This window comes from Novosphingobium sp. TK71 (genome assembly GCF_055361505.1).
In genome coordinates, this window is the sequence record NZ_CM143962.1 from 2,441,410 (window position 1) to 2,459,568 (window position 18,159).

The 18,159-nt window shown below is 65.5% G+C and carries 19 protein-coding genes; 10 read left to right on the forward strand and 9 right to left on the reverse strand.

Annotated elements, in window-relative coordinates:
* Positions 1-48: 48 nt before the first annotated feature.
* The 8 genes from ACXJ16_RS11345 to ACXJ16_RS11380 all read left to right on the forward strand — a co-directional run bounded on the left by ACXJ16_RS11345 (position 49) and on the right by ACXJ16_RS11380 (position 7,734).
* Positions 49-1,443, forward strand: coding sequence for a leucyl aminopeptidase family protein (locus ACXJ16_RS11345; protein ID WP_324697902.1), 1,395 nt, complete (start codon positions 49-51; stop codon positions 1,441-1,443).
* A 117-nt stretch (positions 1,444-1,560) separates the two neighbouring features.
* A complete protein-coding gene (locus ACXJ16_RS11350) occupies positions 1,561-1,860 on the forward strand; it encodes a hypothetical protein (protein WP_054437023.1) in 300 nt (99 codons plus the stop codon).
* Entirely contained in the window at positions 1,860-2,783 is a 924-nt protein-coding gene (argC, locus tag ACXJ16_RS11355; RefSeq protein WP_054436985.1) for an N-acetyl-gamma-glutamyl-phosphate reductase, read from the forward strand. Before ACXJ16_RS11350 ends, argC begins: the two co-directional genes overlap by 1 nt.
* Before the next feature lie 400 nt (positions 2,784-3,183).
* On the forward strand, positions 3,184-3,522 hold the full coding sequence (locus tag ACXJ16_RS11360) for a P-II family nitrogen regulator (protein ID WP_008832116.1): 339 nt from the start codon (positions 3,184-3,186) through the stop codon (positions 3,520-3,522).
* A 168-nt stretch (positions 3,523-3,690) separates the two neighbouring features.
* Positions 3,691-5,100, forward strand: a complete 1,410-nt coding sequence (gene glnA, locus ACXJ16_RS11365; RefSeq protein ID WP_132469864.1) for a type I glutamate--ammonia ligase — start codon at positions 3,691-3,693, stop codon at positions 5,098-5,100.
* Positions 5,101-5,289: 189 nt separating this feature from the next.
* Entirely contained in the window at positions 5,290-6,456 is a 1,167-nt protein-coding gene (locus ACXJ16_RS11370) for a hypothetical protein (protein WP_463920696.1), read from the forward strand.
* Positions 6,457-6,478: 22 nt separating this feature from the next.
* Positions 6,479-7,054, forward strand: a complete 576-nt coding sequence (locus ACXJ16_RS11375; protein WP_463920697.1) for a fasciclin domain-containing protein — start codon at positions 6,479-6,481, stop codon at positions 7,052-7,054.
* Between the two features lie 86 nt (positions 7,055-7,140).
* Entirely contained in the window at positions 7,141-7,734 is a 594-nt protein-coding gene (locus ACXJ16_RS11380) for a lysozyme (protein WP_054436978.1), read from the forward strand.
* 12 nt (positions 7,735-7,746) lie between these two features.
* On the opposite strand, the gene ACXJ16_RS11385 is transcribed toward ACXJ16_RS11380, so the two are convergent.
* On the reverse strand, positions 7,747-8,586 hold the full coding sequence (locus tag ACXJ16_RS11385; RefSeq protein ID WP_185998134.1) for an arginyltransferase: 840 nt from the start codon (positions 8,584-8,586) through the stop codon (positions 7,747-7,749).
* 320 nt (positions 8,587-8,906) lie between these two features.
* Positions 8,907-10,160 (reverse strand): threonine ammonia-lyase, encoded by a 1,254-nt coding sequence (locus tag ACXJ16_RS11390; RefSeq protein WP_132469862.1) that lies wholly within the window; start codon positions 10,158-10,160, stop codon positions 8,907-8,909.
* Positions 10,161-10,391: 231 nt separating this feature from the next.
* Here ACXJ16_RS11390 and ACXJ16_RS11395 point away from each other — a divergent pair, with 231 nt between their 5' ends.
* Positions 10,392-11,288, forward strand: coding sequence for an NAD(P)-dependent oxidoreductase (locus ACXJ16_RS11395; RefSeq protein ID WP_054436973.1), 897 nt, complete (start codon positions 10,392-10,394; stop codon positions 11,286-11,288).
* A 26-nt stretch (positions 11,289-11,314) separates the two neighbouring features.
* A complete protein-coding gene (locus ACXJ16_RS11400) occupies positions 11,315-13,006 on the forward strand; it encodes an amidohydrolase (RefSeq protein ID WP_420719873.1) in 1,692 nt (563 codons plus the stop codon).
* Between the two features lie 70 nt (positions 13,007-13,076).
* Here ACXJ16_RS11400 and tatC read toward each other — a convergent pair whose 3' ends face one another.
* The 7 genes from tatC to ACXJ16_RS11435 form a co-directional block, all read right to left on the reverse strand.
* Entirely contained in the window at positions 13,077-13,895 is an 819-nt protein-coding gene (gene tatC, locus ACXJ16_RS11405) for a twin-arginine translocase subunit TatC (RefSeq protein ID WP_054436971.1), read from the reverse strand.
* Positions 13,896-13,907: 12 nt separating this feature from the next.
* Positions 13,908-14,330, reverse strand: coding sequence for a Sec-independent protein translocase protein TatB (tatB, locus tag ACXJ16_RS11410; protein WP_463920698.1), 423 nt, complete (start codon positions 14,328-14,330; stop codon positions 13,908-13,910).
* Positions 14,331-14,354: 24 nt separating this feature from the next.
* Entirely contained in the window at positions 14,355-14,597 is a 243-nt protein-coding gene (locus ACXJ16_RS11415; protein WP_054436967.1) for a twin-arginine translocase TatA/TatE family subunit, read from the reverse strand.
* A gap of 107 nt (positions 14,598-14,704) precedes the next feature.
* Entirely contained in the window at positions 14,705-15,355 is a 651-nt protein-coding gene (gene scpB, locus ACXJ16_RS11420; RefSeq protein WP_185998137.1) for an SMC-Scp complex subunit ScpB, read from the reverse strand.
* A 1-nt stretch (position 15,356) separates the two neighbouring features.
* Entirely contained in the window at positions 15,357-16,169 is an 813-nt protein-coding gene (locus ACXJ16_RS11425) for a segregation and condensation protein A (protein ID WP_463920699.1), read from the reverse strand.
* Positions 16,170-16,171: 2 nt separating this feature from the next.
* A complete protein-coding gene (gene nagZ, locus ACXJ16_RS11430; RefSeq protein ID WP_463920700.1) occupies positions 16,172-17,182 on the reverse strand; it encodes a beta-N-acetylhexosaminidase in 1,011 nt (336 codons plus the stop codon).
* A gap of 148 nt (positions 17,183-17,330) precedes the next feature.
* Positions 17,331-18,158, reverse strand: a complete 828-nt coding sequence (locus ACXJ16_RS11435) for an SPOR domain-containing protein (RefSeq protein ID WP_463920701.1) — start codon at positions 18,156-18,158, stop codon at positions 17,331-17,333.
* Between the last annotated feature and the right edge of the window lies 1 nt (position 18,159).

Consider the following 18,159-nt stretch of genomic DNA (forward strand, 5'->3'; position numbering starts at 1 on the left):
CATTTTTCCTCTCGGCTCATGCTTGCGGGAAGGCTAGAGAATGTGGCCATGACCGACAAGAACGCATTGATTCAGCCCGATCGCGGCCAGAAGGCCGTCGCCCTCCACCTCATTGGCAAGGATGGACTGGAGCAATTCATCAAGGGCTTGTCGGTTCCACAGCGCGCCGCGCTGGAAGCGCAGAAGTTCGCAGGCGCGGCCGGCAGCCACGCAATCCTGCCCGATGGGGACGGCTGGTTCGTCGCCGCCGGCGTGGCCGACCCGGCCAAGCTGTCGACCTGGTGCCTTGCCAGGCTGGCTGAAGTCCTGCCCGCTGGAACCTATCGCCGCGCCTCGGGCGAACCGGGCAAGGCTGCGCTGGGCTGGATCGCCGGTCAGTACAGCTTCGACCGCTACCTGTCCGATCCTTCCGAGGAAGGCCCACGCATTCTCCTCACCGGAGAGGTCAAGGCGATCGACGCGGTGATCGCCGAAGCCGAAGCGATCGAACTCGTGCGCGATCTCGTCAACACCCCGGCCGAGGACATGGGTCCGGGCCAGCTCGAATCCGAAGCGGAATCGCTCGCCAAGGCCTTCCGCGCGGAGGTGAAGATCACGCGCGGAGAAATGCTCGAACGCGAATACCCGATGGTCCATGCCGTCGGCCGCGCGGCGGGCCGCGCCCATGCCCCGCGCCTGATCGAGCTCGAATGGGGCGATCCCAAGCATCCCCGGATCGCAGTCGTCGGCAAGGGCGTATGCTTCGATTCAGGCGGGCTGGATATCAAGCCGGGCGCGGGCATGCTGCTGATGAAGAAGGACATGGGCGGCGCTGCCCATGCCCTCGCCCTGGCGCGCCTCATCATGGGCGCCAGGCTTCCCGTGCGCCTCCACCTCGTGATCCCCGCAGTCGAAAACGCCATTTCGGGCAATTCCTTCCGCCCCGGCGACGTGCTGCGCAGCCGCGCCGGCATCACCGTGGAAATCGGCAACACCGATGCCGAAGGCCGCCTGATCCTCGGCGATGCGCTCACTCGCGCGAGTGAGAAGGAACCGGAACTGGTGATCGATTTCGCCACCCTCACCGGCGCTGCCCGCGTGGCCGTAGGGCCGGACCTGCCAGCCCTGTTCGCCCGCGAGGATGCCACCGCACAAGCCATCCTCGACGCCGGGCTCGGCGTGGACGATCCCTGCTGGCGCCTCCCGCTTTACGACGGCTACCGCGATTACCTGAAGTCGGACATTGCCGACATCAACAATGCCGGGTCCAGCGGCTTCGCCGGAGCCAGCACCGCGGCGCTGTTCATGGACCGCTTCGTGGCCAAGGGGCTCGACTGGGCGCACTTCGATACTTTCGCCTGGCGCCCCGCTTCGAAGCCGGGTCGTCCCAAGGGCGGCGATGCCCTGGGCCTGCGCGCGGCATGGTACATGTTGCAGCAGCGCTACACTGGCGAACGTGGCTGAACTTGCGTCTTTGCCACGCCCCCGCTAAGCGCGCGCATCTTTGCATTTGGAGAAGCACCCGCGTTGGCCACTGAGGATTCCTATACCCGCCCTCCCCGGATCGATGGGCTGCTTGCCATGACCGGGCCGAGCGTGACCGCGGATCCCGGATGCCTGCCCGTGCGCGGCGACCTTGCGCATATCAAGCTCGCCGGGCTTTGCTTCGTACCGCATTACGCCGTGCCGATGCCGCACGCGATCCTGGCCGGCGCGGTCCTGCGCGTTACCGGACGCACGGATGCAGAACCGATTCGCGACCTGCCCGAGGGTGAAACCTTCAACGTGCTCGACATCGCCGGAAACTGGGCCTGGGGCCAGTTCGGCGAAGACGGCCAGGTCGGCTATCTCCCGCTCGATGCTCTGAAGGCGCAAGACTGATGACGAAGACGGTCTTCATCGACGGCGCGGCCGGCACCACCGGCCTCGAAATCGCCGAGCGGCTCGAGGGCCGCGCCGAGTTCGAACTGATCGTCCTCGACGATGCCCGCCGCAAGGACGACGATGCCCGCGCCGAAGCACTGAACGCGGCGGATTTCGTGATCCTCTGCCTGCCCGACGATGCAGCGAAAGCCGCCGTCGGCATGATCCGCAATGACACGACCCGCGTGATCGACGCCTCCTCGGCGCACCGCGTGGCACCGGACTGGACTTACGGCTTCCCCGAAGTGATCGGGCGAGAAGCAGTTGCCGCCGCGCGTTTCGTCAGCAATCCCGGCTGCTACCCGACCGGGTTCATCGCGCTGGTCGCTCCCTTGGTCAAGGCGGGCCTGCTCCCGGCTGACTGGCCTTACGTCTGCCACGCGGTCTCCGGCTATTCGGGCGGCGGCAAGGCGCTGATCGGCCGTTTCGAGGAAGACCGCGACATCGCCTTCCGCGCTTACGGCCTGGCGCTCGGCCACAAGCATGTGCCCGAGATGACGACGCACGTCGGCCTTGCTCACGCCCCGATCTTCGCACCGGCGGTGGTACCTGCCCATCGCGGGATGCTGGTGGAAGTCCCCCTGCACCTCTCGATGATGTCCGGTGCCGGAACGCCTGCCGACCTGCGCGCCGCGCTCTCCGGCTTCTATGCCGGCAGCGAAATCGTCACCGTGGTTGACGACCAGCCCGACGAATTGCTGCTGCGCGCCTCCATGGAGCCGGTGGACAGCCTGACGCTGCGGGTCCTCGGCGCGAAGGACGGTTCTCAGGCCCGTCTCGTCGCCACGCTCGACAATCTGGGCAAGGGGGCGAGCGGCGCCGCAGTGCAGAACCTCAACCTGATGGCCGGTCTTCCCGAGACAGCGGGCCTGCGGCTCTGAGAACGCCTGGTCGGCAGGGAGCCGACTTCGTTCCGACATATCCTTAACGCAAGAAGGCGCCGGAAACCCACGCGGTCTCCGGCGCCTTCTTGCGTTAACCAACCACGTCTGCCCACCAGCCCGCCTACCAAGGCATTTTTACGCCCATGCACAATTTTAAGGCAGGGCGTGCTCATATCTTGAACACATAATGTCGCCAACCGGGTACTTACCCGCATGAGTCTGCTTACCGGGGTTGGTAAAACGTGCGATTCCGGTCTTTTCGCGGCTGCACACTTCGCCTACCAGAGGAACATCCGCATTGGCACGATTCTTGATGGGAATCGCGCGCGAGGCATCCGGTTCCCGGACCGGAATGTCTTCGGAAAACATCCGGGAGCATGCAGGGGTCAACACTGGCGTGAAAAAGATCGAAGCTATCATCAAGCCGTTCAAGCTCGACGAAGTGAAGGAAGCACTGCACGAAGTTGGCGTTTCCGGCATCACCGTCACCGAGGCAAAGGGCTTCGGCCGCCAGAAGGGCCATACCGAGCTCTATCGCGGCGCCGAATACGTGGTCGACTTCCTGCCCAAGGTGAAGCTCGAAGTGGTCGTTCCCGATGCGCTGGCCGAACGCGTGGTCGAAGCCATTGCCGACGCCGCCCAGACCGGCCGCATCGGTGACGGCAAGATCTTCGTCGTCCCCGTCGAAACCGCCGTGCGCATCCGCACCGGCGAACGGGACGACGACGCCCTGTAATATAGGGGTCAGCCCCCGCTTATCGCATTTATCCCGGCGCAGGCCGGAATCCTATTGCCCGGCTTCGGCCGGATCGGGATGAACCGGCGGGGGCCGGGGACGTCCCGTGGACAATGACAAACCCAAGCCTCTTTCGGGATCGGAAGAGCATCACTGGAGACTACTCTAATGGCTAGTGCAAAGGACGTCCTCAAGAGGATCAAGGACGAAGAGATCGAGTGGGTTGATCTGCGTTTCACCGACCCGAAGGGCAAGTGGCAGCACCTCACCATGGTCGCTTCGATCCTCGGCGAGGACGAGCTGGAAGACGGCCTGATGTTCGACGGTTCGTCGATCGAGGGCTGGAAGGCCATCAACGAGTCGGACATGATCCTCAAGCCCGACCTCGACGCCGTTTACGTCGATCCGTTCTCGGCCACCCCGATGCTCATCCTGTTCTGCGACATCGTGGAACCCTCGACCGGTGACCTCTACGCCCGCGACCCGCGCTCGACCGCGAAGCGCGCCGAAGCCTTCGTCAAGTCGGCCGGTTTCGGCGACACCGTGTACGTCGGCCCCGAAGCCGAATTCTTCATGTTCGACGACGTGAAGTTCTACGACGGCTACGAAGGCAACGGCTTCAAGATCGACGACATCGAGCTGCCCGGCAACTCGGACAAGTCCTACGACACCGGCAACCTTGCCCACCGTCCGCGCGCCAAGGGCGGCTACTTCCCGGTCGCTCCGGTTGACTCGGCCGTGGACATCCGCGGCGAGATGGTCACCACCATGCTCGAAATGGGCCTGCCCTGCGACAAGCACCACCACGAAGTGGCTGCTGCCCAGCACGAACTCGGCCTGACCTTCGGCACGCTGGTCACCACTGCCGACCGCATGCAGATCTACAAGTACGTCGTCCACATGGTCGCACAGGCATATGGCAAGACCGCCACGTTCATGCCGAAGCCGATCATGAAGGACAACGGCTCGGGCATGCACACCCACATCTCGATCTGGGACAAGGGTAACCCGCTGTTCGCCGGTAACGGCTACGCCGGTCTGTCGGACATGTGCCTGTACTTCATCGGCGGCGTCATCAAGCACGCCAAGGCCCTGAACGCCTTCACCAACCCGACCACCAACAGCTACAAGCGCCTGGTGCCGGGCTACGAAGCTCCGGTGCTGCTGGCCTACTCGGCCCGCAACCGCTCCGCTTCGTGCCGCATCCCCTACGGTGCGGGTGACAAGGCAAAGCGCGTGGAATTCCGCTTCCCCGACGCGATGGCCAACCCCTACCTCTGCTACGCCGCGCTGCTCATGGCCGGTCTCGACGGGATCAAGAACAAGATCCACCCGGGCGAAGCCATGGACAAGAACCTTTACGATCTGCCGCCGGCCGAACTCGCCGAAGTGCCGACCGTCTGCGGTTCGCTGCGTGAAGCGCTCGATTCGCTCCAGGCCGACCATGCCTTCCTTCTCGAAGGCGGCGTGTTCACCGTCGACCAGATCGAATCGTACCTCGAACTGAAGTGGCCGGAAGTGCTGCGCTGGGAAACCACGCCGTCGGCCGTCGAGTTCGACATGTACTACAGCGCCTGATCGCGCCTCCTTTCCTTCGGGGAAGGAGCATCAGTTCGCCGAGTGGGGCGCCCGGAGCAATCCGGGCGCCCTTTTCATTAGGTCATATGCTCTTGCCGCGCGACGTTCCGTTACGGCAGTTGACGACAACCCCGTCTGGAACAGCTATCGTCGCCCCGCGTTTCCCTTCGCCGAAAAGGAGAAGCAGCGATGCCCAGGAATTGCACATGGCTTGCGGGGGCTGCCGCTCTGGCGCTTGCCGCCGGTTCTGCCGTTGCCCAGCCTGCCGGAGATCGGCCTTCGGGAGATAGGCCTGCCGAGAGCGGGCCCCGGCCCGATCGACCGGAAGCCCGCCAACAGCAGCAACGCTCCGAACAGCAGCACGCCGAGCAAGCCCGCAAGGAAGCACCCCCTCGGGATCAGGCACCTCGCGAACAGGGGAGTCGAGAGGAGGGGAATCGGGAGCAGTCCAGCCGCGACCAGCCGGGCCGCACGAGCCCGGAGCAGCGCGCATCCGCCGAGGCGCAAAACCGCGAAACCGCCCAGCGAGAGCAGCGCCAGCAGGTTCAGGCTCGGCGCGAACAGCCTGGCCATTCCCATCCCGAGCAAGTGAAAAAGAACAACGAGCGCCAGCCTGACGGCGCCCGCCCCGAAACCCCACGTTCCGGGCAACCCGCGCGCCGGGAGGATATCCGCGAGATCGGTTACAAGGACGCACATGGCCGCGAATTCCGCGTCCCCACCAACGACCGGGTACGGGTCGTCACCCGGAAGGACGACATGGGATGGGCCGCCGCCGACAGGCAGCCGCATTTCAATGGCTGCCCGCCCGGGCTCGATCGGAAGTTCGCCGGCTGCAAGCTCCCCGCCGAAACGCATCCTCCCAGCCATGCATGGCATGACCCCGGCTGGTTCTCGCGCGGCTATGACGACGAGACGCGCTATCGCTATGCGGACGGCTACATGCTGCGCATCGGCACGGGCAATTCCGTGGCCAGCTACGTACCCCTGTTGGGCGGTGCGCTGGCGGTAGGGCGGAACTGGCCGGGAACCTACAAGCCGGTAGCGCTGCCGGGCTATTACACGAGCTATTACGGCCTCGGTTCCGAAGGCTCCTATCGCTACTACGACAACACGATCTACCGGGTGAAACCCGAAAATGCCGCGATCACCGGGATTGCCGCGCTGCTCGTCGGCAGTCGTGTCCAGGTCGGCCAGGCCATGCCAGCGGGCTATGACGTCTACAACGTGCCCTACGGCTACCGCGATCAGTATTCGGACGGGACGGACGCACTCTACCGCTACAGCGACGGCTATATCTACCAGCTCGATCCGGCCACACGCCTTGTCCGGGCGGCTATCGAACTGCTCGCCTGACCGGCGTTACTGGAGGAAGTACATGCGCAAGGAAGGTATCGGAATCGTGCTGCTCGCCGCTGCGGGGCTCTCGCTTGCCGCCTGTTCGGGGAAGGACAGCGCCGGTGAACAGGCCGGCGCGACGTCCGCGGCGGATGGCACGACGCCGGCGTCAGCATCGCTGCCCGATGCGCTCGACAATACGGACGGTCTGCAGACCGTGGCCGAAGCGCTCAAGGAAACCGGCATCGAAGGCGTGTTCCGCGAGAAGGCCAGCTACACCCTGATCGCGCCGGAGGACGACGCTTTCGCAAAGCTGGGCGATCCGGCCAAGCAGCTTACCGAGGCGGACGACCATGCCGCCCTTGCCGCGCTCATCAAGGACCACATGCTGACCGGCTACATGACCCCGCAGGACATTTCCGCGGCCATCAAGGCCAGCAAGGACGGCAAGATCGAGATTCCCACGCTGGGCGGCGGCACCCTGACCTTCACGCAGGCCGGCCCTACCGTGACCGTGACCGCCGAGGACGGCACGCAGGCAAGCTTCGACGGCGATCCCGTGGCAGGCGGTTCCAGCATCGCGATCCCGGTCAACGGTGTGCTGAAGAAGCTCTGATCGGGCCCGCGCCTGTAAAAACCATTTTCCTACACCCCCCGGTCCGGCTTACTTGATCGGCCTTTCCCACCAGCAAGGAGAGGCAGATGCTCGATCGCAAGCCGATTTTCGACGAAGTTCGACAGTTGCTCGGCCGCGGGTTCACCGCCGCCGACGTCATCGCGCTGGACGCCGCGATCGACCGGGGACTGGGCGAGGAACCGCCCGCCGCCGCCGTTCCCACCCTCGGCGCGTCCGGCCGCGCGCTGATCCACAAATGGGAGGGTTGCGCCAGGCGCCGCGCCGATGGCCTTTTCGAAGCCTACCCCGATCCCGGCAGCAGGGACGGCAAGCCCTGGACCATCGGCTGGGGATCGACCGGCACCGATATCGGTCCGGGCACAGTCTGGACGCAGGCTCAGTGTGACGCCCGGTTCGAAAGCGAGATCGAGCGTTACGTCCGCCAGGTCCGCACGGCAATCGGCGGCGCGGCCACCACGCCCAACCAGTTCAATGCGCTGGTCTCTTTCCACTACAACACCGGGGCCATCGCCAAGGCCACGCTCACCCGCCTGCACAGGGAGGGCCGCTTCGCCGAAGCGGCGGCGCAGTTCGGGAAATGGATCTACAATGACGGCAAGGTGCTGGAAGGCCTGAAACGCAGGCGCGAGGACGAAGCCAAGCTTTACGCCCTCGCCTGAAGGATACCGCGCTTACTGGGCGATGGAGGGCACGCCGTCCTTGCGCACACCTTCGCCCACGTCGGCACGGCTGCGGGGATTGGCCACGGCGGCGGCGATCAGGCGTTCCTGATCCTCGGCGGCGAGACGCTCCCATCCGGTGCGGCCGAGCTTTTCCATGGGGCGGAAGCGCACCTTGTACTGCATCCGCGGCGAGCCTTCGACCCAGTAACCAAGGTAGACGTAGGATAGCCCCATCTCGGTGGCACGCTGGATATGATCGAGGATGATGTAGGTCCCCAGCCCCTGCCGCGCTTCGTGATGGGGATCGTAGAAGCTGTAAATCATCGACAGACCGTCGCACTGGCGGTCGGTCAGGCAGGCGCCGACGAGACGACCCGGCGTAACGCCGTCCACCGAAGGTTCGCGATACTCGATGACGTAGCTGGTGACGGGGGTATGTTCGACCATGTCCGCAAAGTCCACTTCGTCCATCGAGGTCATCCCGCCTTCGGGATGGCGCACCGAGAGATAGCTCTGGAGCAGTTCGAACTGTTCGCTGGTGGACCATGGCCGGCAGACCGTGGCGACCAGATCGCCGTTGCGCTTCATCAGGCGCTTCTGGGTGCTGGAGGCGACGAATTCATCCGCGACCACCCGCACCGAGACGCAAGCGTTGCAATCGAGGCAGGACGGGCGATAGGCCACCGTCTGGCTGCGGCGGAAGCCGATGCGGCCCAGCGCGTCGTTCAGCGAATCGGCGTGAGGGCCCTTGAGTTCGGTGAACACTTTCCGTTCGCTGCGGCCCGGCAGATAGGGGCACGGGGCCGGGCTGGTCACGAAGAACCGGGGAAAACGAACGGGTGCCGTCACGGACGAAGGTTATCCTCTAGACTGATGGAAAGCCGCCCCTCCCGGGGGATTCTCCGCGTTAGCCCTGAATATGCATAGCCGATGGGGCTGTTGAAAGCGTTTTAACCACGAATCCGGTTCAGCCTCGCCTGAATCGTGACCAAGTGGGTTCCGTTTTCGTCAGGTTGTCCCGGATCGGTTCTTTCCAGCCTGTGACCGTTAGCAGATATGGCCCACACAGTTAACACTGCCGCTTGTCCGAAAAAAGCAAAAGGCGGCGGAGGGAATGCCCCTCCGCCGCCTTTTGCGTTGATCCGGATGAATGCCGTTCGGGCCGATAACTACTCGGTCTCGACCTGCTTCACTTCGTAGCCTTCACGCCGCAGCCCCGCGACGAGCGCGTCGAGCTGGGCCTTGTCGCGCGCCTCGCACTCGATCTCGGTCACCAGGCCCTTGGCGGGCAGGTGCGTGAAGATGCGCTGGTGGAACACCTCGATGATGTTGACATTATGCTCGTGGAACACCTTGGCGACCTTGAACAGCGCGCCGGCACGGTCCTGAAGGCCGATCCGCAGGCGCGCAAGCCGGCCGGAGCGGGCAAGGTCGCGCAGCAGCACGTTCGCCAGCAGACGGGTATCGATGTTGCCGCCCGACAGGACGATGCCCACCTTGCGGCCCGCGAACAGTTCGCGGTTGGCCATGACCGCCGCGAGCCCGGTGGCGCCGGCGCCTTCCACCAGCGTCTTCTCGATCTGGAGCAGGAGCGCCAGCGCGCTCTCGATGCCTGATTCGCTTACCAGCAGGAACTCGTCGAGCAGTTCGCGCAGCACCGACGAGGTGAACTGGCCGGGCGCGAAGACCGCGATACCTTCCGCCAGCGTATCGCCGCCGATCGGCAGGCTGGTGCCCTTGAGCAGGTTGTACATCGAGGGATAGAGCTGCGCCTCGACACCGACGAGGCGGATATCCGGCTTGATCGCGCGGGCGGCCGTACCCATCCCGGTGGCAAGGCCGCCGCCGCCGATCGGCAGCACCAGCGTATCGATTTCCGGTACGTCCTCCAGCATTTCAAGCGCGACGGTGCCCTGCCCTGCGGCGACGTGCGGATGATCGAAGGGGTGGATGAAGGTCAGGCCGAGTTCGGTTTCCAGCTTGCGGGCATGGGCATAAGCCTCATCGAAGCTCTCACCCTCCAGGACCACTTTCCCGCCCACGCTCTCGGTCTGCATGACTTTCACGGTGGGGGTGGTGCGCGGCATCACGATGGTAACCGGCACGCCGAGCCGGGTGCCGTGATAGGACAGGCCCTGCGCATGGTTGCCAGCCGAGGCCGCGATCACGCCTCGCGATTTGCGCTCGTCGTCAAGCAGAAGAAGGGCATTGAGCGCGCCGCGTTCCTTGTAGGCGGCGGTGAACTGGAGGTTTTCGAACTTGAGCCAGATATCGGCGCCGGTGATCGCGCTGAGCGTCTTCGAATAGAGCGTCGGCGTGTGGACGACCTTGCCGATAATGCGCTCGGCCGCCGCACGAATGTCTTCGGCAGTCAGCAGGGCCTCTTGAGGCTCCGCGGCGATCTTGAGCAATGGCTGTTCCATGGCGCCGCGCCTAACGGAAAGCGGGACAAATGGAAAGCAAAGCGTTCGGAAAAATTCCCGGCCGCGATCAACCGGGTAATATTATTGTCCGGAATGCCGCTACCGAAGACATGCCCAGATCGCAACGCCGCTCGCCGTTGACGCCGTGCAGGCGCATGTTCCACCCCGGAACGAACAGATTCGATCCCGCTTGCGGTTTGCTTTCGTGCAAAAACCGCTAGAACCCTTGCCATGAGCGAAAAACGCAAGGTTTCCTTCATCGGGCTGGGTGTGATGGGCGGCGCGATCGCGCGGCATATCGCGCTGGCCGGACACGAACTCACCATCTTCAACCGCTCGCCCGAGCGGGCGCGCAAGTGGTCCGAAGACAATCCGGGCCTTGCCCATCGCATTGCCGCCAACCCTGCCCATGCGGCGCAGGACGCCGACGTGGTGATAACCTGCGTGGGCAACGACGACGATCTCTCGGAAGTCGTGCTCGGCCCGAACGGCGTGTTCCGCATGCTCAAGAAAGGCGGCGTGTTCATCGATCACACCACCGTCTCGGCACGCATCGCCCGCCAGATCTCGGTCGAGGCGCGGGACCTGCGCATCCATTGCGTGGACGCACCGATGACCGGATCGCAGATCGGCGCCGAAAAGGGCACGCTCACCCTGATGTGCGGCGGCCGCGATGAAGCCGTCGAAGCCGCGCATCCGGTGATGGAGGCCTATTCCAGCCGCATCGTCCACGTCGGCAAGGCGGGCTCCGGCCAGATCGCCAAGATGGCCAACCAGATCTGCATCGCCGGCAATGTCGCCGCGCTGGCCGAAGCCGTGCGCTTCGCACAGGCCTCCCATCTCGACATGGACAAGGTCTACGAGGCGATTTCCGGCGGCGCGGCGCAGTCCTGGCAGATGGACAATCGCTGGCACTCGATGAACGCCGACGATTTCGATTTCGGCTTCGCGATCGACTGGATGCGCAAGGATCTCGGCCTCAGCCTTGATGAGGGACGCGGGCTCGGCGTCTCGCTTCCCGTTGCCGCGCTGATCGACCAGTTCTTCGCCGACATCCAGGCACAGGGCGGCGGCCGTCTCGATACCAGCGCCATCATCAAGCGCCTCCCGAAGAAGGGCAGCAAGTGAATTCACGGAACGGCGCAGCCTTCGCGCTGCTGCTCGCCTCCACGGCCATCGCCGCATCCCCGGTGCTGGCCTCGAAAGCCCATGCCGACGTTCTCGTCGATAACGTCGATGGCGTCACGCCCGACGGCAAGGGCGGCGTGGAGCGCTTCGAAGGCTTCCTGATCGCCAATGACGGCCGCATCGCCGAAGTCTACCGCCATGGCGACAAGCGGCCCAAGAAGGTCGACTATCAGGTGGACGGTAAGGGCCGCGTGATCGTGCCCGGCATGATAGATGCGCACGGCCATGTCATGGGCACCGGCTTCGCGAAGATGACGCTGGACCTCTCGGCCACGAAATCGCTCGACGAGGCGCTTTCCCGCGTCGCCGCCTGGGCTGCGGCGCACCCGGACGCGCCGTGGATCCTCGGCAGCGGGTGGAACCAGGTACAATGGGGCCTGGACCGCATGCCCACCGCCGCCGAACTCGACCGGGTGACGGGCGGCAGGCCCGCCTGGCTGACCCGCGTGGACGGCCATGCCGGCTGGGCCAACGGTGCCGCCATCTCGGCCGCCGGCATCACCGCGACGACAGCCACCCCGCCCGGCGGCGAAATCCTGCGCATCACCGGGGGCAAGCAGCCCTCCGGCGTCTTCGTGGACGGCGCCATGCCGCTGATCGAGACGAAGCTGCCCAAGCCCCGCCCCGAGGACCGCGACACCGCCCTTGGCGAAGCGCAGCTTGCTCTGCTCGCCCAGGGAGTCACCGCGATCGCGGACATGGGCACTTCGATCGAGGACTGGCAGGCCATGCGCCGTGCCGCCGATTCGGGGCACCTGCGCATCCGCATCGTCAGCTATGCCGACGGCATCGACAACATGGCGCTGATCGGCGGCCCCCGCCCCACGCCGTGGCTCTATGAAGACCGGCTGAAGATGAACGGGGTGAAGCTCTACCTCGACGGTGCGCTGGGTTCGCGAGGGGCCTGGCTCAAGCGGCCCTACGCCGATGCGCCGAACAACAAGGGCCTTCCGCGCCTGAACGAGACCCAGCTCGGCAATCTCATGAGCCGCGCGGCGATGGACCACTTCCAGGTCGCCGTTCACGCCATCGGCGACCAGGCCAACGCCACCGTGCTCGATTCGATCCAGGACTTGTCGGCGACCTACAAGGGCGACCGGCGCTGGCGCATCGAACATGCCCAGATCGTGGACCCTGCGGATATCGCCCGCTTCGGAAAATTCGGCACGATAGCTTCCATGCAACCCCAGCATGAAGCTTCGGACCGCACGATGGCGGAAGCCCGGCTCGGGCCTGACCGCCTTGCCGGCGCCTATGCGTGGAAATCGATCGCGGCAGCGGGGGCAACGCTGGCCTTCGGTTCCGACACGCCGGTGGAGCCTTCGCAGCCTTTCGTCGGCCTTGCCGTTGCCATCACCCGCCAGGGGGCAGACGGGCAGCCCTTCAACGGCTGGCAGCCGCAGGAAGCGCTCAGCCGCGAAGCCGCGCTCAATGCCTATACAACCGGGGCAGCCTACGCGATGTTCGCGGAGGATCGCCTGGGTCGCATCGCCAAGGGATATCGGGCCGATTTTCTGTTCGTCGATGCCGACCCGATGCTGGCCACGCCCGAGAAGCTTCGCGCTACCCGCGTGCTTGAAACGTGGATCGGCGGTCAATTGGCATGGTCGGCGTCCAAGGACCGCGTGATCCCGGCCAAGGACGAGGCGGGAAAGTGAACCCCGCCGCGTAGCCCGGCAAGGGGAGCCAGATCCCCTTGCCTCAGGCGTTCAGGATATTGCCGGAGGTTCAGGCGACCGGCGTGCCGCTCTCGGCAGGGGCTTCTGCCTCTTCCGGGGTCTTTTCGCGCGCATCGCGCTTTTCGGTGAACCACATGAACAGCAGCGTGCCTTCGTAGAGCGCCAGCAGCGGCACCGCGAGCAGGAGCTGCGAAACGACGTCCGGCGGGGTCGCCACGGCTGCGATGATGAAGATGGCGACAACGGCATAGCGACGCGCACTGACACACTGCGCGCGGGTGATGATCCCGGCGCGGTTAAGCAGCATCAGCAGCACCGGCAGCAGGAAACTGATGCCGAAGGCGAGGATGAACTGCATGACGAGCGCGAGATAATCGCCGGTACCGGGCAGCGCTTCCAGCTTGAGGCCGCCCTTCTGCCCCTCGAAACCGAGGAAGAAGTGGAACGCGGTGGGCATGACTACGTAGTAGGCCAGCGCCGCGCCCATCGTGAAGAGGATCGGCGTTGCCACCAGGAACGGCAGGAACGCCTTCTTTTCCTTGGCGTAGAGGCCGGGCGCCACGAAAGCCCAGATCTGGTTGGCGATGACCGGGAAACTGACGAAGAAGGCCGCGAACAGCGCGATCTTCACCTCGACGAAGAAGGCTTCGTAGAGCTTGGTGTAGATCAGCTTGCCCTGCCCCGGCGGGAACGCTTCGGTCAACGGCCGGACGAGGAACGAGAAGATGTCGCCGGAAAAGTAGAAGCAGATGCCGAACGCTACCGCAAAGGCGAGGAAAGCCCGCAGCAGACGGGCCCGCAGTTCGATCAGGTGATCGAGCAGCGGAGCCTGCGAATCGTCGATATCGGAAATGCGGAATGGCTGCATGGCGCGCTTCTATCAGGGGGGCGGCGGCGGGAGGTGGAATTCGGCCTTCCCGCTGGAAGAGACGATTTCGGGCTTGGCGGGGTCGCCCTTGTCGGCCCCCGCGTCCGTAACCGGGCCATCCGCAACCGGCTTGTCTTCGGCAAGCTGCGGGATCGAAGGCGAAGCAGTGGGAGCCTGCATGTCGTTGATATCCGGCAGGACCGGATTCGCCTTCATGATGGCTTCGTTCTGTTCACGCCACTTGCGTTCCATGTCCTCCAGTTCGGCCTCACGCACCATTGCGTCGATGCCTGCACGGAAGTGGCCGGAAATCTTGCGCATCTTGCCGATCCAGCGGCCAGCCGTGCGCATTGCCAGGGGCATGTCCTTCGGCCCGATGACAACGACCGCCACGATGACGATCAGAAGCAGCTCTGAAGCACCTACGTCGAACATCGCGAGAGCGGGTCCGGCGCGTTCTTAAGACTGCTCGGTCTTGTTCTCGGCATTCGCCGGAGCAACCGGAGCGTCGGGCTGCTGAGCCGTGATCTGCGGGGCCGGAGCGGACGGCGTCTTGCTCGCCTCTTCCTCGTTCATGCCCTGCTTGAAGCTCTTGATGCCCTTGCCGAAGTCACCCATGATTTCCGACACGCGGCCGCGTCCGAACAGCACGAGCACGATCACCAGGACGATCATCCAGTGCCAGATCGAGAAGCTACCCATAACCTCAACTCCAAAAACCGTGCGACCGATTCCGATCGCATAGGGTCCATCTAGGCACTTTGGCGCGAACTTGCCAGTCCGTCATTGATCTGACCAAGTGCAGTCGCTCAGCGGTCATCTTCCGGGGAGAGGTCCGCGTCGTCGCCGTCCTCTGCGGCATCGGCCGCCGCTTCCTCGTCCTCGCCGGGCACCTTGCCGGGGCGCAGCGCGGTTTCGATCATCTCGTCATCCACAGGATCGAGCAGGCCCGCCGCGCGCAGTTCCTCCAGCCCCGGCAGTTCCCGCAAGGAGCCGAGCCCGAAATGCGCCAGGAAATCCGGCGTCGTCGCGTAGATCACCGGACGCCCCGGCACCTCGCGGCGGCCGGCAACGCGCACCCAGCCCGCCTCCATCAGCACGTCGAGCGTGCCCTTGGCCGTCTGCACGCCGCGAATCGCCTCGATCTCGGCGCGGCTGACCGGCTCGTGATAGGCGACGATCGCCAGCACCTCGGTGGCGGCGCGGGAAAGGCGGCGCACGTCCTCCTTCTCGCGGCGCAGCAGATGGGCAAGATCGGGCGCGGTCTCGAAATGCCAGCGCTTGCCGCGTTCCACCAGGAGCACGCCGCGCCCCTGGTAATGCGCCTGAAGCTGGACGAGCGCGGAGCGGACCTCCGCCTGTCCGAGGTGGTTCGATATCTGCTCGACCGTCAGCGGCTGCTCGGCGGCGAACAGCGTCGCCTCCACCGCGCGGAGTAGGTCATCCATGGATTGTGTCATCTTACTTGCAGGCCTTGAGGCGAAGCGGCCCGAAGGTCCGTTCCTGCGCGATCTCGGCCCTGCCGGTACGCGCCAGTTCGAGCGCGGCGACGAAGCTGGAGGCCAGTGCGGAGCGGCGCAGTTGCGGGTTGGCCCAGCTTTCGCTCGCAGGGGGAAGGAAATCGCGCAGGTCCATCCAGTCCAGCGAGACGCCCAGCATCGAGGATACGCGGGCAATCGCGCTGTCCAGCGTCATGACCATGCGTTCGCGAACCATGTGGACCACCGGCTGGCTGCGCACCTTCACATCGCCATAAGCGCGCACGAGGTCGTACCAAGAGCACTGCCAGGCCGACTTGCGCTCCACCCTGAGACCTTCCGGCGCGCCGCGCACGAAGACATCGCGGCCAAGGCGATCGCGCCCCATCAGGCGTGCTGCCGCCTCGCGCATCGCACCCAGGCGTTGCAGGCGCAGCTGCAGGCGCAAGGCCAGTTCTTCCGGCCCCGGATCGGCCTGCTCCTCTTTGGGGAGCAGCAGCGCGGACTTGAGGTAGGCGAGCCAGGCCGCCATCACCAGATAGTCCGCCGCCAGTTCCAGCCGCAGCGCTTCGGCCTGCTCGATATAATCGAGGTAGGCCGCGACCAGTTCGAGGATCGAGATACGGCGCAAGTCCACCTTCTGCCGCCGCGCAAGGTCGAGCAGCAGGTCGAGCGGCCCTTCCCAGCCGTCGATCTCCAGATAGAGCGCTTCCTTGCGGGCTTCGGCCCGTTCCTCTCCATCCCAACCGGCATCGGCACCGGAAACGTCGAGGGAAAGCTGCGAAGGCGCGTCCATGCTTAGGCCGCCTGCGCCAGCAAGGCATCGCGCCGGGCGAGAAGTTTGGCGTGAGTGCCCGTCGGCGTCGCACCGGCGACCGAGGCCAGCGCACGCTCCATCCGCTCTGCCGCCTGCGCCGGCATGGCCGGCACGCGATTGGCGATGCCGACCATGTCCTCCATCTTCGCCCAGCAGTTGAGTGCCAGGTCGCAGCCCGCGGCGATCGCGCGCTCGGCCAGTTCGGGCACGCTGCCGGACAGCGCCTGCATGTCGAGGTCGTCGCTCATCAGCAGGCCGGTGAAGCCGATGCGCCCGCGAATGATCTCCCGGATCACCACGGGAGACAATGTCGCCGGATTTCCCGCATCCCACGCCGTGTAGCGCACATGCGCGGTCATTCCGAAGGCGGCGTCCTTCAGCGTGCGGAACGGCGCAATATCGCGTTCCAGTTCCTCTTCGCCGGCTTCGACGGTCGGCAGTTCCTTGTGACTGTCCGCCATGGCGCGGCCGTGGCCGGGGATATGCTTGACGCAGCCGACGATCCCGGCGCGGGCAAGGCCCTGGAGCGTGGCGCGACCGAGCGCGGCGACGCGCATCGGGTCGGCGCCGAAGGAGCGGTCTCCCACGATGTCGTGCGCACCGGGATGGCGCACGTCGAGCGGCGGATGGCAATCAGCGGTGACGCCCACTTCCGCAAGGTCGAGCCCCAGCGCTTCGGCATTGTCCCGCGCCGCCTCGATCGCACTGGCGGGGGCGAGGTCGTAAAGCCTGTCGAACACCTCGCCCGGCGGATAGGCGCACCATACCGGCGGCTTCATCCGCGCGACGCGGCCGCCTTCCTGGTCGATGGTGATGTAAAGCCGATCACGCCCGTGGATGGTCCGCAATTCATCGGTAAGCGCGCGAAGCTGCTCGCGGTCCTGCACGTTGCGGCCGAACAGGATGTAGCCGGCGGGGTCGGCATCGCGAAAGAACGCGCGCTCGTCGGCGCTGAGGGTCAGCCCGGAAAGGCCAAAGATGGCGGGTGTCATAAGCGCGCTTGGTCGCAGGATTCTGCGATTTTCGCAAGAATTCGGGCTTCGGGAAGTGTGGACAGGACAGGGAGAACCCCCTCCCCGGCGCCCCGCCATGGGGGACGGGGGAGCCCGGAAAGCCGGGAGCTCCCTGCTTTCCCCTGCCTTACTGCTTCACCTGGCAGCTCAGCCCGGCCGATTTCATGCCGCTGCACAGCGCCCGCGCTGCCGCGAGATCACCCGGTACGGCCTGAAGACGGTAGACCTTGCCGATGTCCGCCTGCCCTTCGACGATGCGGTGGCTGACGCCGGAGAGCGAGGGATATTGCACCTTGAGCGCATTCCAGCCGGCTTCGGCGGTGGGCTTGGAGGTATAGGCGCCGACCTGCACGCCGACACCGCTCACGACCGGTTCCGGCTTCGCCGCGGCGCTGGCAGCCGGCGAAGGCTTGGCGTCGGGCTTCGCGGCGGGCGAAGGCTGCGGGGCGGGCTGACCGTCGAAGCCCGGACCCGGCGTATCGCCCTGGCCGATCTGCGGGATGCGGCTCTGGCCTTCGGCGACGGCGTAGCTCGTATCCCCGGTGCCGGCCACGACGTCTCCGCCGGGATTTTCCGGCCGGGTCTTGTAAGGGGTCTTGGGCGCTTCGATCACGCCGCCGCTGGCGACCAGCGGCTGCTCCGAACTCTGGCGCGTAGCCCACCAGATACCGCCGACGATGACGAGAATGGCGACGACCGCCAGTGCGACGAGCAGCAGGGTCTGGCCTGAGCCGCCACCCTGCTGGTCTTCGAATTCCTCATCCTCGCCTTCGAGCCAGGGCAGGCGGACATCCTCGTCGCCCAGTTCCAGCTTACCGGGTTCCAGCCTGCCGGATTCCATCTGGCCGGGTTCGTCGTAGCCCGAGATGCTGCCGGAGCGGTTCGCGTTCAGGTCGTCGTGAAACGTGCCCCTGCGATCCTCTCCGCCTTCCTGATTCTGGCCCCAGTTCGCCATG